The following is a 13,878-nucleotide window of genomic DNA, read 5'->3' as shown; positions in this document are numbered from 1 at the left end:
CCCTTGTACCGCATTCAAGTTCAGACCTGATCTTTTCAAGGAGGCCATCATGGCACCTCGCGTTCTCGTATCCGATGAACTGTCGGAAACTGCCGTCCAGATCTTCCGCGACCGTGGAGTCGAAGTCGATTTCCAGCCGAAGCTTGGCAAGGACAAGGACAAGCTTGCCGAAATCATCGGCAACTATGACGGCCTTGCCATTCGCTCGGCGACCAAGGCGACCGAAAAGCTGATCGCGGCTGCGACCAACCTCAAGGTCATCGGCCGCGCCGGCATCGGCGTCGACAATGTCGACATCCCGGCCGCCTCGCGCCGCGGTATTATCGTCATGAACACGCCTTTCGGCAACTCGATCACGACAGCCGAACACGCTATCGCCCTGCTCTTCGCCGTCGCCCGCCAGCTTCCGGCCGCCGATACCTCGACGCAGGCCGGCAAGTGGGAGAAGTCCCGTTTCATGGGTGTCGAGATCACCGGCAAGACGCTCGGCGTCATCGGCGCCGGCAACATCGGCTCGATCGTCTGCTCGCGCGCCATCGGCCTGAAGATGCACGTGCTCGCCTACGACCCGTTCCTGTCGAAGGAACGCGCCGAGGAAATGGGCGTCACCAAGGTCGAGCTCGACGAACTGCTGGCCCAGGCCGACTTCATCACCCTGCACGTACCGCTGACCGACAAGACGCGCAGCATCCTCAATGCCGAAGCGCTTGCCAAGACCAAGCCGGGCGTGCGCATCGTCAATTGCGCCCGTGGCGGTCTCGTCGATGAGAAGGCGCTTGCGGACGCGATCCGGTCGGGTCACGTCGCCGGCGCCGGTTTCGACGTGTTCGAGGTCGAACCCGCAACCGAGAGCCCGCTCTTCGGCCTGCCGAACGTCGTGTGCACGCCGCATCTCGGCGCCTCGACCACGGAAGCGCAGGAAAACGTTGCCCTGCAGGTGGCCGAACAGATGTCGGACTACCTCGTCAAGGGTGCCGTTTCCAACGCCATCAACATGCCCTCGATCACCGCTGAGGAAGCACCGATCCTGAAGCCTTTCATCCGGCTTGCCGATGTGCTCGGCGCCTTCGTCGGCCAGGTGACGGAAAGCGCAATCAAGGAAATCGAGATCCTTTACGACGGCGCGACTGCTGGCATGAACACCAAGGCGCTGACCAGCGCGGTGCTCGCCGGCCTCATCCGGCCGCAGGTCGCCGACGTTAACATGGTTTCGGCGCCGATCATGATCAAGGAAAAGGGTGTCATCCTGTCCGAGGTCAAGCGCGACAAGACCGGCGTCTTCGACGGCTACATCAAGCTGACGGTCAAGACTGCCAACCAGACGCGGTCGGTCGCCGGCACGGTGTTTTCCGACGGCAAGCCGCGCTTCATCCAGATCAAGGGCATCAATCTCGACGCCGATGTCGGCAGCCACATGGTCTACATCACCAACACCGACGTACCCGGCATGATCGGCTTCATCGGCACGACGCTCGGCAATGCCGGTGTCAACATCGCCAACTTCCAGCTCGGTCGCGAGAAGGAAGCCGGTGACGCCATCGCGCTACTCTATGTCGACGGCCCGGTTTCCGAGGATGTGCTCGACAAGCTGCGCGCCAACGCGGCGATCCGCCAGGCAAAGCCGCTGGTGTTCAACATCGATTGATCGCCGACAAAGCAGTCTTTTCCACCCATTTGCGGGCAAGGCATGCGGGCGCAAATCGGCCATGATCTTCCGGTCTATGCCCCAGAAAATGGTTCGCTTTTTGAAAGCGGATCAGAATTAAGTTCGAGAATGACCAGAAACGCATCGGGCAAGCCGGTGCGTTTTTCGGTTTGAAGTGTTGATGGCAGCGATGGCAAGACAGACGTTCCGCTGGCGCGAGGCCAGCCTTCCCGACCTCGTTTCGGTTTCCGAAATTCAGCTGGTGGTGCACGAGGCGTTCCCCGAGGACGACCACGTTCTTGCCGATCGGCTGGAACTAAGCCCGGAGGGCTGCTTCATGCTGGAGGTCGGCGGCATCGCGCAAGGCTATGTGCTGAGCCACCCCTGGGTCCGGCGCGCACCGCCTTCGCTGAATTCGATGCTGGGCGAGATCCCTGACGCAGCCGACACCTGGTATATTCATGATCTGGCGCTTTTGCCTGAGACGCGCGGGTCCGGGGCAGGGGGCAATGTCGTGCCGTTGCTTGCCGATATCGCCCGATCGGAAGGCTATCGCTCCATGTCGCTGGTCTCGGTCAACGGCTCGCGCGGCTTCTGGGAGCGGCAGGGATTTTCCGTCCGCATGGACGAGCGGCTGGCATCGAAGCTTGCGAGCTACGGCGAGGATGCGGTCTATATGGAACGCGCACTGACCTGAAACGACAGGGGCGCCGGCTCGGCCGGCGCCCCTGTCTCGTCTTGCTTGTGCCGTTACCGGATCAGGCTGCGCGTCGGCCCGCAGGCCGCCACTGCTTTTCCTCGACGGTGAAATGCGCCAGCCGGCCTGCAAGAACGCTGCTTTCGGAAGCGAGCGTCTGGCTTGCAGCCGATGTCTGCTCCACCATTGCGGCGTTCTGCTGCGTCATCTGGTCCATCTGGTTGACGGCGGTGTTGATCTCGCGAAGCCCGACCGACTGTTCGCGGGCCGCGGTTGCAATCGCCACGATCCGGTCGTTGATCTCGTTGACCCGGTGCTCGATGTCGCCGAGGGCTGTGCCCGTCGCTTCGACCAGGCGCACGCCGGCGGATACTTCGACACTCGATGCGGTGATGAGGCCCTTGATCTCCTTGGCAGCAGTTGCCGAACGCTGCGCCAGTTCGCGAACCTCCTGGGCAACGACGGCAAAGCCCTTGCCGGCATCGCCGGCGCGTGCGGCCTCGACGCCTGCGTTCAGCGCCAGAAGGTTGGTCTGGAAGGCGATATCGTCGATGACGCCGATGATCTCGCCGATCTTGGAGGAGGAGGTTTCGATGCGTCCCATGGCGGTGATCGCGTCGCGCACGACCTCGCTCGATGCCGTGGCTCCCTTGCGGGCATCGGCCACCATGCGGCTTGCCTCTTCGGCACGGTTGGTGGAGTTCTGCACGGCCGAGGTGATCTCGTCGAGTGCGGCGGCGGTCTCTTCGAGCGAGGCTGCCTGCTGTTCGGTGCGCTGCGACAGGTCGTTGGCTGCCTTGCTGATCTCATTGGCGTTGCCGTTGACGACCGAGGTCGAGTCGGCGATCGCGCTCACCGTCGAGCGCAGCGCGTCGACTGCGGTGTTGAAGTCCTTGCGCAGCTTTTCGTATTCGACGCCGAGTTCGGGGACGTCGATTGTCAGGTCGCCACTAGCAAGTCGTTCCAGTGCACCGCCGATGGTGCTGACCACATGGGCCTGGGTGCGTGAGGTCGTCTGCTGCATTTCCTCGTTGGCGTTACGTTCGCTGTCGAGCACCTTCTGCTGCTCGCGCTGGCGGATTTCGAGCGCATTGCGTTCGATCACCGAAGCGCGCAGCAGCACCAGCGCATCGGCCATGTTGCCGATCTCGTCGCGGCGGCCAGTGTCGGGGACATCCGAGCGGGTTTCATTGCGCGAGACTTCGAGCATGACGTCCTTGAGCCGGTTGATCGGGAGACTGATGGACCGGCCGATCGCCATCGCGGCGGCAAGCGTGGCGATGGCGGCAATCGCGGTGATGATAAAAGTCATCATCAGCGAAGCATTGTATTTTGCCGCGAGATCGTCGGCGTAAACACCGGTGCCGACGCCCCAGCCCCATGGCTTGAAGCCCTGGATGTAGGAGTACTTCTCGACCGGCTCCTCCGAGCCTGGCTTGTCCCAATAGTAGTTGACGATGCCGTTGCCCGGGTTTTGCGCAAGCGCGATCAGCTCGACGTTGAATGCCTTGCCGTTGGCATCCTTGAGACCGCGGATATCGGTGCCGATCAACTTCTTGGCGAGCGGGTGCGCCACCATCATGCCGTCGAAGCTGTTGATGAAGAAATAGCCGTCCTGGCCGAAGCGCATGGCCATGACAGCTGCGATGGCGCGGCTTTGCGCTTCCTCACGGGGCAGCGCACCGCTGCGCTCCTGCTCCTCGAAGCTTGCAATCGCCGAGATCGCCGCTTCGGTGACGTTGCGCAGCATCTGCTGGCGCTCCTGGCTCACTTCGGCGTTGGCGACCTGCGTCTTGTAGGCCATCGCTGCGGCCATGAAGATCAGCGCCATCGCCGTCAATAAGTAGATACGTGTCGAAATTCTAATATTTTTCACTGCCTTAGCCCCAGGAATACAATCTGGGTCGGACAGAAACATTCATCTGCTAACCAAGCCTTAAGGCGCCTCCCTAGGTCTAGGGATTGCATTGGCGAGGCTTCACTACGCAGGCGCGCACGGTCAGTGCTTGGGTCGCCCCTTTTCGGCAATGGCGATACCGCCGAGCACGAGCAGAAGGGCGATGAGATGGAAGGTGTGGAATGTCTCGCCGATCAGCATCACCGACAGCAACGTGCCGAAGACGGGAATAGCATTGATGAACAGGCCGGCCCGATTGGCGCCGATCATCTCGACGCCGCGCACATAGAGCACTTGCGACATCAAGGATGGGAAGATGGCGGCGTAGAGGACGATGATCCAGCCGGTCATATCAGGAAAGATCGCCGTGCTGTTGCCGATTTCCCAAAACAGCAGCGGAACGGCGCTGATGAGCGCGCCGAAGGCGGGGGCGGCGATGAAGCTCTGCCAATGCATGGCAGGCTTCCAGCGAAGTGCCACCGTGTAGGCGGCATAGACGATGCAGGCGGCAATCATCAGGGCGTCGCCGAAGTTGAATTCCAGTTGCATGAGACTGGCGATGTCGCCGTGTGCGGCGGTGATCAGAACGCCGATCAGCGTCACGGTGAAGCCGATCACCTGCGCGATCGAAGCGCGGGTGCGAAACAGCATGAAGTTGAACAGGAAGATCAACATCGGGATGCCGGCCTGAAGGATGACCGCGTTGATCGCGCTCGTATATTTCAGCGCGGAGTAGAGCAGGGCGTTGAAGGTGGTGAAGCCGATCACGCCATAGGCCAGCAGCTGCAGCCAATGCTGCTTTATCTTCTGCCAATCGCGGCGGATTTGCGGAGTCATCGCCACGAGGATGATGACGAGCGCGAACACCCAGCGAAGGGTCGTGAGCATCATCGGACTGACATGCCCGACGGCCATTTTTCCGGCCACGGAATTGCCGCCCCAGAAGAGTGCTGTGACGCAGAGATAGAAATAGGCCCTGGAATTCACGATGCTGCAACCTGCTGGGATGACGGGGATCGATGGCCGCAAGGGCGAGGGAGAGGCCAGATATAGGCGCTAAATCCCGCGCTTGTCATGCAAAAAGGCCGGAACGCCCGTCATAACGGGGTCGCTTTCCCGGAGACAACACAGTATAGATGCGCGGGTTTTGAGAACAGCGCAACCCCGCTTGCGCCCGTCAACAGGAAGAGAATTATGACGAATGTCGTGGTGGTCGGATCCCAGTGGGGTGATGAAGGCAAAGGCAAGATTGTAGATTGGCTCTCGGAGCGCGCTGACATCGTCGTGCGCTTTCAGGGCGGTCACAACGCCGGCCATACCCTGGTGATCGACGGCGTCAGCTACAAGCTGTCGCTGCTTCCGTCCGGCGTCGTGCGTCCCGGCAAGCTCGCCGTCATCGGCAACGGCGTCGTCATCGACCCGCATGCGTTGATCGCTGAAATCGACAAGCTCGGCAAGCAGGGCGTGACGATCACGCCGGAGAACCTGCGCGTTGCCGACAACGCCACGCTCATTCTTTCGCTGCATCGCGAACTCGACGGCTTCCGCGAAGACGCCGCCTCCAACAGCGGCACCAAGATCGGCACCACCCGCCGCGGCATCGGCCCGGCCTATGAAGACAAGGTCGGTCGCCGCGCGATCCGCGTGATGGACCTTGCCGATCTCGAAACCCTGCCGGCCAAGGTCGATCGCCTGCTGACGCACCACAACGCGCTGCGTCGCGGCCTCGGCGAGCCGGAAATCAGCCATGATGCGATCATGCTCGAGCTATCTTCGGTTGCCGACAAGGTCCTGCCGTTCATGGACACCGTCTGGGTGCTGCTCGACAAGGCGCGTCGCAAGGGTGCGCGCATCCTGTTCGAAGGCGCCCAGGGCACGCTGCTCGACATCGACCACGGCACGTATCCGTTCGTCACCTCGTCCAATACCGTTGCCGGCCAGGCCGCTGCCGGCTCGGGCATGGGCCCGGGCTCGCTCGGCTACATCCTCGGCATCACCAAGGCTTACACGACGCGCGTCGGCGAGGGACCGTTCCCGACCGAACTTCATGACGAGATCGGTCAGTTCCTAGGCGAACGCGGCCACGAGTTCGGCACGGTTACCGGACGCAAGCGCCGTTGCGGCTGGTTCGATGCGGCGCTGGTGCGCCAGTCGGTTGCCGCCAACGGCATCACCGGCATCGCGCTGACCAAGCTCGACGTGCTCGATGGCCTCGATGAACTGAAGATCTGCGTCGGATATACTCTCGACGGACAGCAGATCGATCATCTTCCGGCAAGCCAGGCGCAGCAAGCTTCGGCAAAGCCAGTGTATGTAACACTTGAAGGCTGGAAGGAATCGACTGTCGGCGCACGCAGCTGGGCAGATCTTCCGGCACAGGCGATCAAATATGTTCGCCAGGTCGAAGAACTCATCGGTGCACCGGTGGCTCTTCTTTCGACCAGCCCGGAGCGGGACGACACGATACTTGTGACGGACCCCTTTGAGGACTAGTGTCGGCGGACTGACATTGCGTCGTGATCGCAAACACATGCCTGAGCGTATGAGAAAGTTCTGATGGCGGATTTTGTTGCAGTTATTCGCAGGACCGTTGACGGCCTGTCGGAAAACACACCTGAAATGCGGGATAAGGTCTTCGAGAAGGCGCGCGCCGCCGTGCGTCGCCAGCTCGAGAATATGAATCCCCGTCCGTCGGACGACATGATCAATCGCCAGTTGGCGAAGCTCGAAAACGCGATCGTCGAGGTCGACAGCGAATATGCTGAAGCGCTCCCGGCGATCGACGACGTCGAGCCGGAGGCTGAAGCCGTCGACGCGGTCGTGCCCGTTGCGGTGGAGCCGGAACCGGTCGACGTCGCAGAGACCGCTGTCGAGCCGGTCGAGCCGGAGCCCGAGGTTGAGAGCGAACCGGTAACGGCCGCCGCCGAAGAACCGGCACCCGAAATCGTTGACGATGCCGCCGCTGTCTACGCCGATGCGCCTGTCGAGGTTCATGAGCAGCCGGAAGTCTACGCTGAACCCTTGCCGGTCGAAGCGCCCGCTGAATATGTCGAGACCGTAGCCGAACAGGTCGAGGCGACCGAAGAACCGGCCGAGGCTACTTGGCAGCCTCCCGTCGAGGACGAGCGGCCAGAAGCTGTGCTGCCGCATGACGAGGAAATCGTCGCGAGCGCCGAGCCGATCGCGGACGCGATCTACGATCACGCTCCCGCTGCAACGGCAATCGAGCCTGAACCCGAACCGGTTCAGGAAGCGACCTGGGATACGCCCGCTGTCGAGCCTGTCGCGGAAACGCCGGCGCGTTCGGAATGGGAACTGCCCGACTGGGAAGACACAAAGCCGGCTCCGGCATCCGCTTCGCTGGATGCAGGGCTGCACGACGTGGTCGACGACGCCGGCACGCCGGAGTTGCTCGGCATGCATCCGGTTGAGGAAAAGCCTGTCGAAATCGAACCGGCGGCTCAAAAAGCGGACGCCAGCCGGTCTTGGTCGTTCGACGACGACGACCCCTTTGCTTCTATTACCGAGCGCCCTGCGCCGAAGGCCAGCGACGCCGAAATCTCCGATTGGTCGTGGCCGGTCGAAAAGTCGGCGCCAGCGACGGCTGCGAACGTGACCGAGCCTGCAAGCCAGCAGGAGCGCGCCGTTACCGCCTGGGATCATATTGACGATCTTCTGGGTATGGAAGGCGGCGCGACCACTGCTGCAGGTGCTGCAGCGGGAGTTGCAACGGCCAAGGATACCGATCGCGGCGTCGAGATGCCGGCTGCGGCCCCTTCGCGGCCAACCTCCTACCGCACGACGCCGAAGCCTTCGCGCTTCAGCGTCAAACGCGTGGCGATTGCCGCCGGCTTGCTGCTCTTGCTCGGTGGCGGCGGATTTGCCTACTGGCAGAACCGGGAAGCGGGCAATGCCTGGATCTCCAGCATGGTGGCGTCGGTCACCTCGGCTGTTTCCGGCGCGGGCGAGACGCCCGTTGAACAGAGCACGCCCCCGGCGCAGACTGGCGAGGCCACCACGCAACAACAGCCCGGCGCGCATGACGACACGGCCGTTCCTGCCAACACATCGACGAAATTTACCCAGCGTCTTCTGGCTGACGGCTCGGAGACGGATGCCGGCCCGGCCGTGGTGAACGGTGAAAGCGTTGCGCAGGAAGGCAAGTCGGTCGCACCGCAGACTGAAGCGGGAAGGCCGCAGGAAGATGCAGCCGCCACGCCAGGTGCTGAAGCCGGAACGCCTGTGGCCGGCCAGCAACCCAGCGCACAGCCGGCTCAGCCGGACGTTGCCGTCGCCAGCGGCGAAAAGATGTTCCTCTACGAGGAGCGGCTCGGCCAATCCTCTCCGACGGCCATTCCGGGAACGGTCGCATGGTCGGTCAAGGAGGAATCTCCAGGTGGCGACGCCAAGCCGGAGCCGGCAATTCAGGCCCAGATCAATGTGCCTGACCGTGGCTTGACCGCCCTGATGACGATCAAGCGCAATGCGGATCCGTCGTTGCCGGCGAGCCACGTGATCGAGTTCGTCTTCTCGCTGCCGCAGAACTTCGAAGGCGGCGCTATCGACGGCGTGCAGCGCGTTTCGATGAAGCGGACGGAGCAGGATCGCGGCGATGCACTGATCGCAGTGCCTGCCAAGATCACTGACGACTTCCACATGATTGCGCTCAACGATTTTGCAGAAGCGGTCGGCAACAACACCGAGCTGCTGCGCAGCCGCGGCTGGATCGACATCCCGCTGACCTATCGCAACGGCCGCCGCGCGCTGCTGACGCTCGAAAAGGGGCAGAGCGGCAACGAGGCGTTCAGCCAGGCCATGCGCGCCTGGGGATCGTCAGGCAGCACGGCAGCGACCGGGCAATAGGCCAGGACTGGGTAAAGCGGAAAGACAACAAAAAACCCGGCGAGAACCTCGCCGAGTTTTTCGTTTCTATTGCATCCGTTCTGGATTATGCGCCTTCGACGACCCGCAGAGCCTGGGCACGTTCCAGCGCTGCCTTGCGGACGGCGTCCTGGACCTTTTCAAAGGCCCTGACTTCGATCTGACGCACGCGCTCGCGGCTGATATCGAATTCGCTCGACAGGTCTTCCAGCGTCAGCGGATCTTCGGTGAGGCGGCGTGCCTCGAAGATGCGGCGTTCACGATCGTTGAGAACCTTCATGGCGTTTGCGAGCAAAGCCTTGCGGCTGTCGAGCTCGTCCTGCTCGATCAGGATCTGTTCCTGGTTGTCGTGGTCGTCGACGAGCCAGTCCTGCCATTGTCCGGATTCGCCTTCGCTTGCCTTGATCGGCGCGTTCAGCGAAGCATCGCCGGACAGGCGACGGTTCATCGAGATGACCTCTTCCTCGCTGACCTTCAGCGTGGTGGCGATTTCCTTGACGTGCTCCGGCTTCAGGTCGCCTTCGTCGAGCGCCTGGATCTTGCCCTTGAGGCGACGCAGGTTGAAGAACAGCCGCTTCTGGTTGGCGGTGGTGCCCATCTTGACCAGCGACCAGGAGCGCAGGATGTACTCCTGGATGGCAGCCTTGATCCACCACATCGCGTAGGTCGCGAGGCGGAAGCCGCGATCGGGCTCGAATTTCTTGACGGCCTGCATCAGGCCGACATTGCCTTCAGACACGACTTCGCCGATCGGCAGGCCATAGCCGCGATAACCCATCGCGATCTTGGCGACGAGGCGCAGGTGGCTGGTGACGAGCTTGTGAGCGGCATTGCGGTCGTCGTGCTCCTGATACCGCTTGGCGAGCATGTACTCTTCCTGCGGCTCGAGCATCGGGAATTTGCGGATTTCGTCGAGATAACGATTGAGGCCGCCTTCACCAGCGGCAATGGACGGTAAATTGTTTCGGGCCATGAAGCACCCCCCTTTATAGTCTCCGGCCTCCGGGCGGCAGGCCGGGCATGTGGGTCTTCGTCAAGACCCCACGAGGCTATGAAATAAGTACGGCGAAAGCATGATTCAAGGAGTCCGGTTTCACTAACATGTGACGCCGGAGGCAAGACAGATCACGAATAGAGGCGCAGTCAAGATTGGAGTTCCGCGCCCAAAATTCAAGAGGTTGTGTTACGTCGCGGCCTGCAAGGCCTCGATCAGGGCCGCCATGTCGTCCGGCATCGGCGCTTCGAAGTGCATGGTCTCGCCGGTTGCCGGATGTTCGAACTGCAGCATGAACGCATGCAGCGCCTGACGGTGGAACTGGCTGACGACGGCCTTTGCCGCGTCGGGCAGCAGATTGGCCTTGGTGCGAAAGGCCGCGCCATACTCCGGATCGCCGATCAGAGGATGGCCGATATGGGCCATGTGCACGCGGATCTGGTGGGTGCGCCCGGTTTCGAGGTGGCATTCGACCGTGGATGCCAGGCTGGTGCCATCGGGTTTTTCCAGATAGCGCTCGACCACTTCGTAATGGGTGATCGCCTCGCGGGCGTCGTCGCTGTCCTCGCGCTTCACGGCGCGCTTGGTGCGGTCCCCGGCGCGGCCGAGCGGTGCGTCGATGGTCCCTTTCAACTGGCGCGGGCGTCCCCAGACGACGGCGCGGTAGGCGCGCTCTAAAGGACCGGTGCGGCCATGGTCGGCAAACTGATCCGACAGGTGGCGGTGGGCCGCGTCGTTCTTGGCGACGACCATGACGCCGCTCGTTTCCTTGTCGAGCCGGTGCACGATGCCGGGGCGCTTGACCCCGCCGATGCCCGAGAGGCTGTTGCCGCAATGGTGGATCAGCGCATTGACGAGCGTGCCCGTCCAGTTGCCAGCACCTGGATGCACGACGAGGCCGGCCGGCTTGACGAGGACGATGAGATGGTCGTCCTCATAGAGAACGTCGAGCGGGATATCCTCGCCCTTCGGCTCCGGATCTTCGGGTTCGGGCAGGTCGATCTCGAAGCGGTCGCCTGGCTGGACCTTCTTCTTCGCTTCGGTCACCGGCTTGCCGTTGATCGAAACGGCGCCCTGTTCGATCAGGCTCTTGATGCGATTACGCGAAAATTCGCCCGAAAGCGCCTCGGTCAGGAAGGAATCGAGCCGCCCTGCGGCGTCCTCGCCCGCCGTCAGGACTTTCCTATTGGCTGCTGCTTGTTTAAAGGGGTCGTTCATTCCGTTTTAAATCCGATAAAAGGCCAATCATGACCGCGCCCGCGCCCGATGACCAAGAAGACAAGCCGCTAGACCCGGCGATGGAAAATGTCCGCCGCAAGATGGTGAAGCTGCAGCTCGTCTCGGTAGGCGTGATGTTGGTCATGCTTATGGCTGTCCTCGCAACGATTGTCTACAAGGTGACCCGCACGGACGAGAAGGCGCCGGCGCAATCGGCAGCCATCGCCGTTCCGAGTGAAGCGCCGGTCAATGCTGTCGCCGCCCTTCCGGCCGGCTTCACGGTGACAAACGTCGCGCTGTCGGGCTCGCAGGTGCTGTTCTACGGCAATCTGCCGGGCGCCGAGCCGCGTGCCATCGTCTTTGACATTACCGCCGGCCGCATCGTTGCCGACATCACCGTCAGGACCAACTGACGGCATGGCTGCGAGCGCCCCGTCCCCGATCCGCATCGACGATCCGGCAGACCCGCGTATCGCCGGGTTCGTGTCGATCAAGGAGCGCGACCTGACAGGGCGGCAGGGGCGCTTCATCGCCGAGGGCACGGTCGTGTTGCGCATGCTGGCGGCGGCGCACCACTCCGGCCGCGGGCTTGTGGCCGAGGCTATCCTGCTTCTCGAAAGCCGGGTGGCCGGCGTCGAGGCTATTCTGGCGGAATTTCCCGCCGAGGTGCCCGTCTATGTTGCGGCCGCACCCGTGTTCGACGCCATTGCCGGCTTCAACATGCACCGCGGCGTACTGGCGCTTGGGCGGCGGGACGGCGTCTCCGGCCGGGACGCGCTCATCGCCTCGCTTCCCGCCTCAAGCCTTGTGCTCGCCGCCTGCGGCATTTCCAATCACGACAATATGGGTTCGTTGTTTCGCAATGCTGCCGCCTTTGGCGTCGATGCGGTGCTGATGGACGATACGAGCTGCGATCCGATGTATCGCAAGGCGATCCGCGTTTCCGTCGGCTCGGTGCTGACCGTGCCGTTTGCGCGCGAGGGGTCGGCTGCGGCGCTGATCGAACGGCTGCAGCATGAGGGCTTTGCGATCTGGGGCCTGTCGCCGGCCGGCGAAACCGATATCGGCGGAATACCACCGGCGGCGCGCACCGCCTTGCTTGTCGGAACCGAAGGTGAGGGTTTGCCGCCTGCCATCCTGAAATCGATCCGCACCGCGCGCATTCGTCAGAGGCCCGGGCTCGACAGCCTCAATGTCTCGATGGCGGCCGGCATCGCGCTGCACCAGGTCGCCTTGATCAACGACTGGATCTGACCTGATCGTCAAACGTACCGCGCTTTCCGGCGTTCACCTGCTGCGCCGAAGGCTTTCGGCTTTGCGCAGGTTGCGCAAAGCCGGAAAACGCGCCTGCGCGATAGGCTCTATTCTTTCGACAGGATTTGCTTTGCCCGCTTTGCCAGGCTCTTGCGGCCTGGAGCTCCGTTCGGCGCTTCGCCTGCGAGCAGGCCTGGGATCGGCGAGGTAGCGCCTTCGCGTGTTGCGGTCAGCGCCACCATGCCGGCGGCGATTTCGGCCACTTCCTCGCGCAAGGCGTCGTCATGGGCGGAGGTTCTGGAGTTGATCAGCCGCTCCGACAGGGCAGTTGCGCGGTTCTTGAGGTCATCGGAGAGCATTGTGGTTTCCAAGGGTGGCACGACGGGCTGATCGGTGAGGGGGGCGGAGAGGGGCGCAACGTTCGGCGATGGCTCGTTGCCGCTCGCGCGACGGTCCCTGCGCGCCGGGAAGGCCACGCCAGCCGCACGTAGCGCCTTGGCCGCATCCCGCATGTCCTGATTCACGTCTTTCACCTTGGTCTTCAATCGTTCGATTTCATCGGCGCGCCGCTCGAGCGCGCTTTCGCGATCGGCACCGGCTGCCAGTTCGCGCGCGAGCTTGTCCTCCAGCCGTTGCAGACGGCTGTCGTCACGGGCGAGGCGCAGTTCCATTTCCTTGGCGTGCGCGCTTTCGGTCTTCAGATCCAAACGCAGGGCCTCGCGCTCGTCGCGGAGCGTCGCAATCCGGCTCTTGTGGTTTTCGAGCTCGGTTTCGCGTGCGGCAAGATCGAGGCGCAGGTTGTCGATATCGCCCGCATGTTGCGCCAGTTGGTTGGTCAGTGCCTTGATCGTCTCGGCCTTGACGGCGTTGTCGCGTTCGACGGTTTCGAGCGAGGCCTTCATGCGCTCCAGCCGCTGCTCGAACTGGCGGATCGCCGAGCGCATGTCGGCGGCCTCGACGTTCATGTCGGCAAGCTGGGCATGCAGATCGGCATTCTCGCCGCTGAGGCGCCGCGCTTCCTGCAGCGTCTTCTCGTTGCCGAGCATCAGCGACACGCCCTTGTCGCGCTCGCGTTTCAGGGCCTGAAGGGTACGCGCGTTCTCGGCAGCGTAAGTGGCGCGGGCGGCGTCCTTCTGGGCACGCACTTCCTGAGGGCTGAGCGGCATGGTGGCCTTCAAACGGTCCTCGGCAAAGCGCACGATGCGGCGGTGAATGGCCGGCGCGACGAGAAGGCCGATGATGATCGCGGTCAGGAAGCCCAAGGCAAAGAGGAGCGAGAATTCAATCACGAG

The 13,878-nt window shown here is 62.8% G+C and carries 11 protein-coding genes; 6 read left to right on the top strand and 5 right to left on the bottom strand.

Features of this window, described 5'->3' with window-relative positions:
- Nucleotides 1-49 precede the first annotated feature (49 nt).
- Nucleotides 50-1,645 carry a phosphoglycerate dehydrogenase gene (gene serA, locus LPJGGPFB_RS29970; protein WP_173423575.1) on the top strand — a complete coding sequence of 532 codons (1,596 nt, stop codon included), beginning with the start codon at nucleotides 50-52 and terminating at the stop codon, nucleotides 1,643-1,645.
- Nucleotides 1,646-1,835: 190 nt separating this feature from the next.
- A complete protein-coding gene (locus LPJGGPFB_RS29965; protein ID WP_173423574.1) occupies nucleotides 1,836-2,342 on the top strand; it encodes a GNAT family N-acetyltransferase in 507 nt (168 codons plus the stop codon).
- A 61-nt stretch (nucleotides 2,343-2,403) separates the two neighbouring features.
- Here LPJGGPFB_RS29965 and LPJGGPFB_RS29960 read toward each other — a convergent pair whose 3' ends face one another.
- Nucleotides 2,404-4,218 (bottom strand): methyl-accepting chemotaxis protein, encoded by a 1,815-nt coding sequence (locus LPJGGPFB_RS29960; RefSeq protein WP_173423573.1) that lies wholly within the window; start codon nucleotides 4,216-4,218, stop codon nucleotides 2,404-2,406.
- A 123-nt stretch (nucleotides 4,219-4,341) separates the two neighbouring features.
- Complete coding sequence (locus tag LPJGGPFB_RS29955; protein ID WP_173423572.1) at nucleotides 4,342-5,226, bottom strand: EamA family transporter; 885 nt, start codon at nucleotides 5,224-5,226, stop codon at nucleotides 4,342-4,344.
- A gap of 207 nt (nucleotides 5,227-5,433) precedes the next feature.
- Between LPJGGPFB_RS29955 and LPJGGPFB_RS29950 the strand changes: the two genes are divergently transcribed.
- Both LPJGGPFB_RS29950 and LPJGGPFB_RS29945 read left to right on the top strand, forming a co-directional pair.
- On the top strand, nucleotides 5,434-6,732 hold the full coding sequence (locus LPJGGPFB_RS29950) for an adenylosuccinate synthase (RefSeq protein ID WP_173423571.1): 1,299 nt from the start codon (nucleotides 5,434-5,436) through the stop codon (nucleotides 6,730-6,732).
- Nucleotides 6,733-6,795: 63 nt separating this feature from the next.
- Entirely contained in the window at nucleotides 6,796-9,102 is a 2,307-nt protein-coding gene (locus tag LPJGGPFB_RS29945; protein WP_173423570.1) for a RodZ family helix-turn-helix domain-containing protein, read from the top strand.
- An 85-nt stretch (nucleotides 9,103-9,187) separates the two neighbouring features.
- Here LPJGGPFB_RS29945 and rpoH read toward each other — a convergent pair whose 3' ends face one another.
- Both rpoH and LPJGGPFB_RS29935 read right to left on the bottom strand, forming a co-directional pair.
- A complete protein-coding gene (gene rpoH, locus LPJGGPFB_RS29940; RefSeq protein ID WP_077500721.1) occupies nucleotides 9,188-10,093 on the bottom strand; it encodes an RNA polymerase sigma factor RpoH in 906 nt (301 codons plus the stop codon).
- A gap of 210 nt (nucleotides 10,094-10,303) precedes the next feature.
- The gene (locus LPJGGPFB_RS29935; protein WP_173423569.1) at nucleotides 10,304-11,332 is read right to left on the bottom strand and encodes an RluA family pseudouridine synthase; all 1,029 of its coding nucleotides are present in this window, start codon (nucleotides 11,330-11,332) and stop codon (nucleotides 10,304-10,306) included.
- Between the two features lie 29 nt (nucleotides 11,333-11,361).
- On the opposite strand from LPJGGPFB_RS29935, the gene LPJGGPFB_RS29930 reads away from it, so the two are divergent.
- The gene (locus LPJGGPFB_RS29930; RefSeq protein WP_173423568.1) at nucleotides 11,362-11,745 is read left to right on the top strand and encodes a hypothetical protein; all 384 of its coding nucleotides are present in this window, start codon (nucleotides 11,362-11,364) and stop codon (nucleotides 11,743-11,745) included.
- Between the two features lie 4 nt (nucleotides 11,746-11,749).
- Nucleotides 11,750-12,586, top strand: a complete 837-nt coding sequence (locus LPJGGPFB_RS29925) for a TrmH family RNA methyltransferase (protein WP_173423567.1) — start codon at nucleotides 11,750-11,752, stop codon at nucleotides 12,584-12,586.
- Nucleotides 12,587-12,693: 107 nt separating this feature from the next.
- On the opposite strand, the gene LPJGGPFB_RS29920 is transcribed toward LPJGGPFB_RS29925, so the two are convergent.
- Nucleotides 12,694-13,875 (bottom strand): coiled-coil domain-containing protein, encoded by a 1,182-nt coding sequence (locus LPJGGPFB_RS29920; protein ID WP_173423566.1) that lies wholly within the window; start codon nucleotides 13,873-13,875, stop codon nucleotides 12,694-12,696.
- Nucleotides 13,876-13,878 lie beyond the last annotated feature (3 nt).

Origin of the sequence: Ensifer adhaerens (assembly GCF_013283195.1) — a bacterium.
Taxonomy (GTDB): Bacteria; Pseudomonadota; Alphaproteobacteria; order Rhizobiales; family Rhizobiaceae; genus Ensifer; species Ensifer adhaerens_G.
Note: the sequence above shows the minus strand (reverse complement) of the source record. Positions and strands in the feature narration are given on the sequence as shown.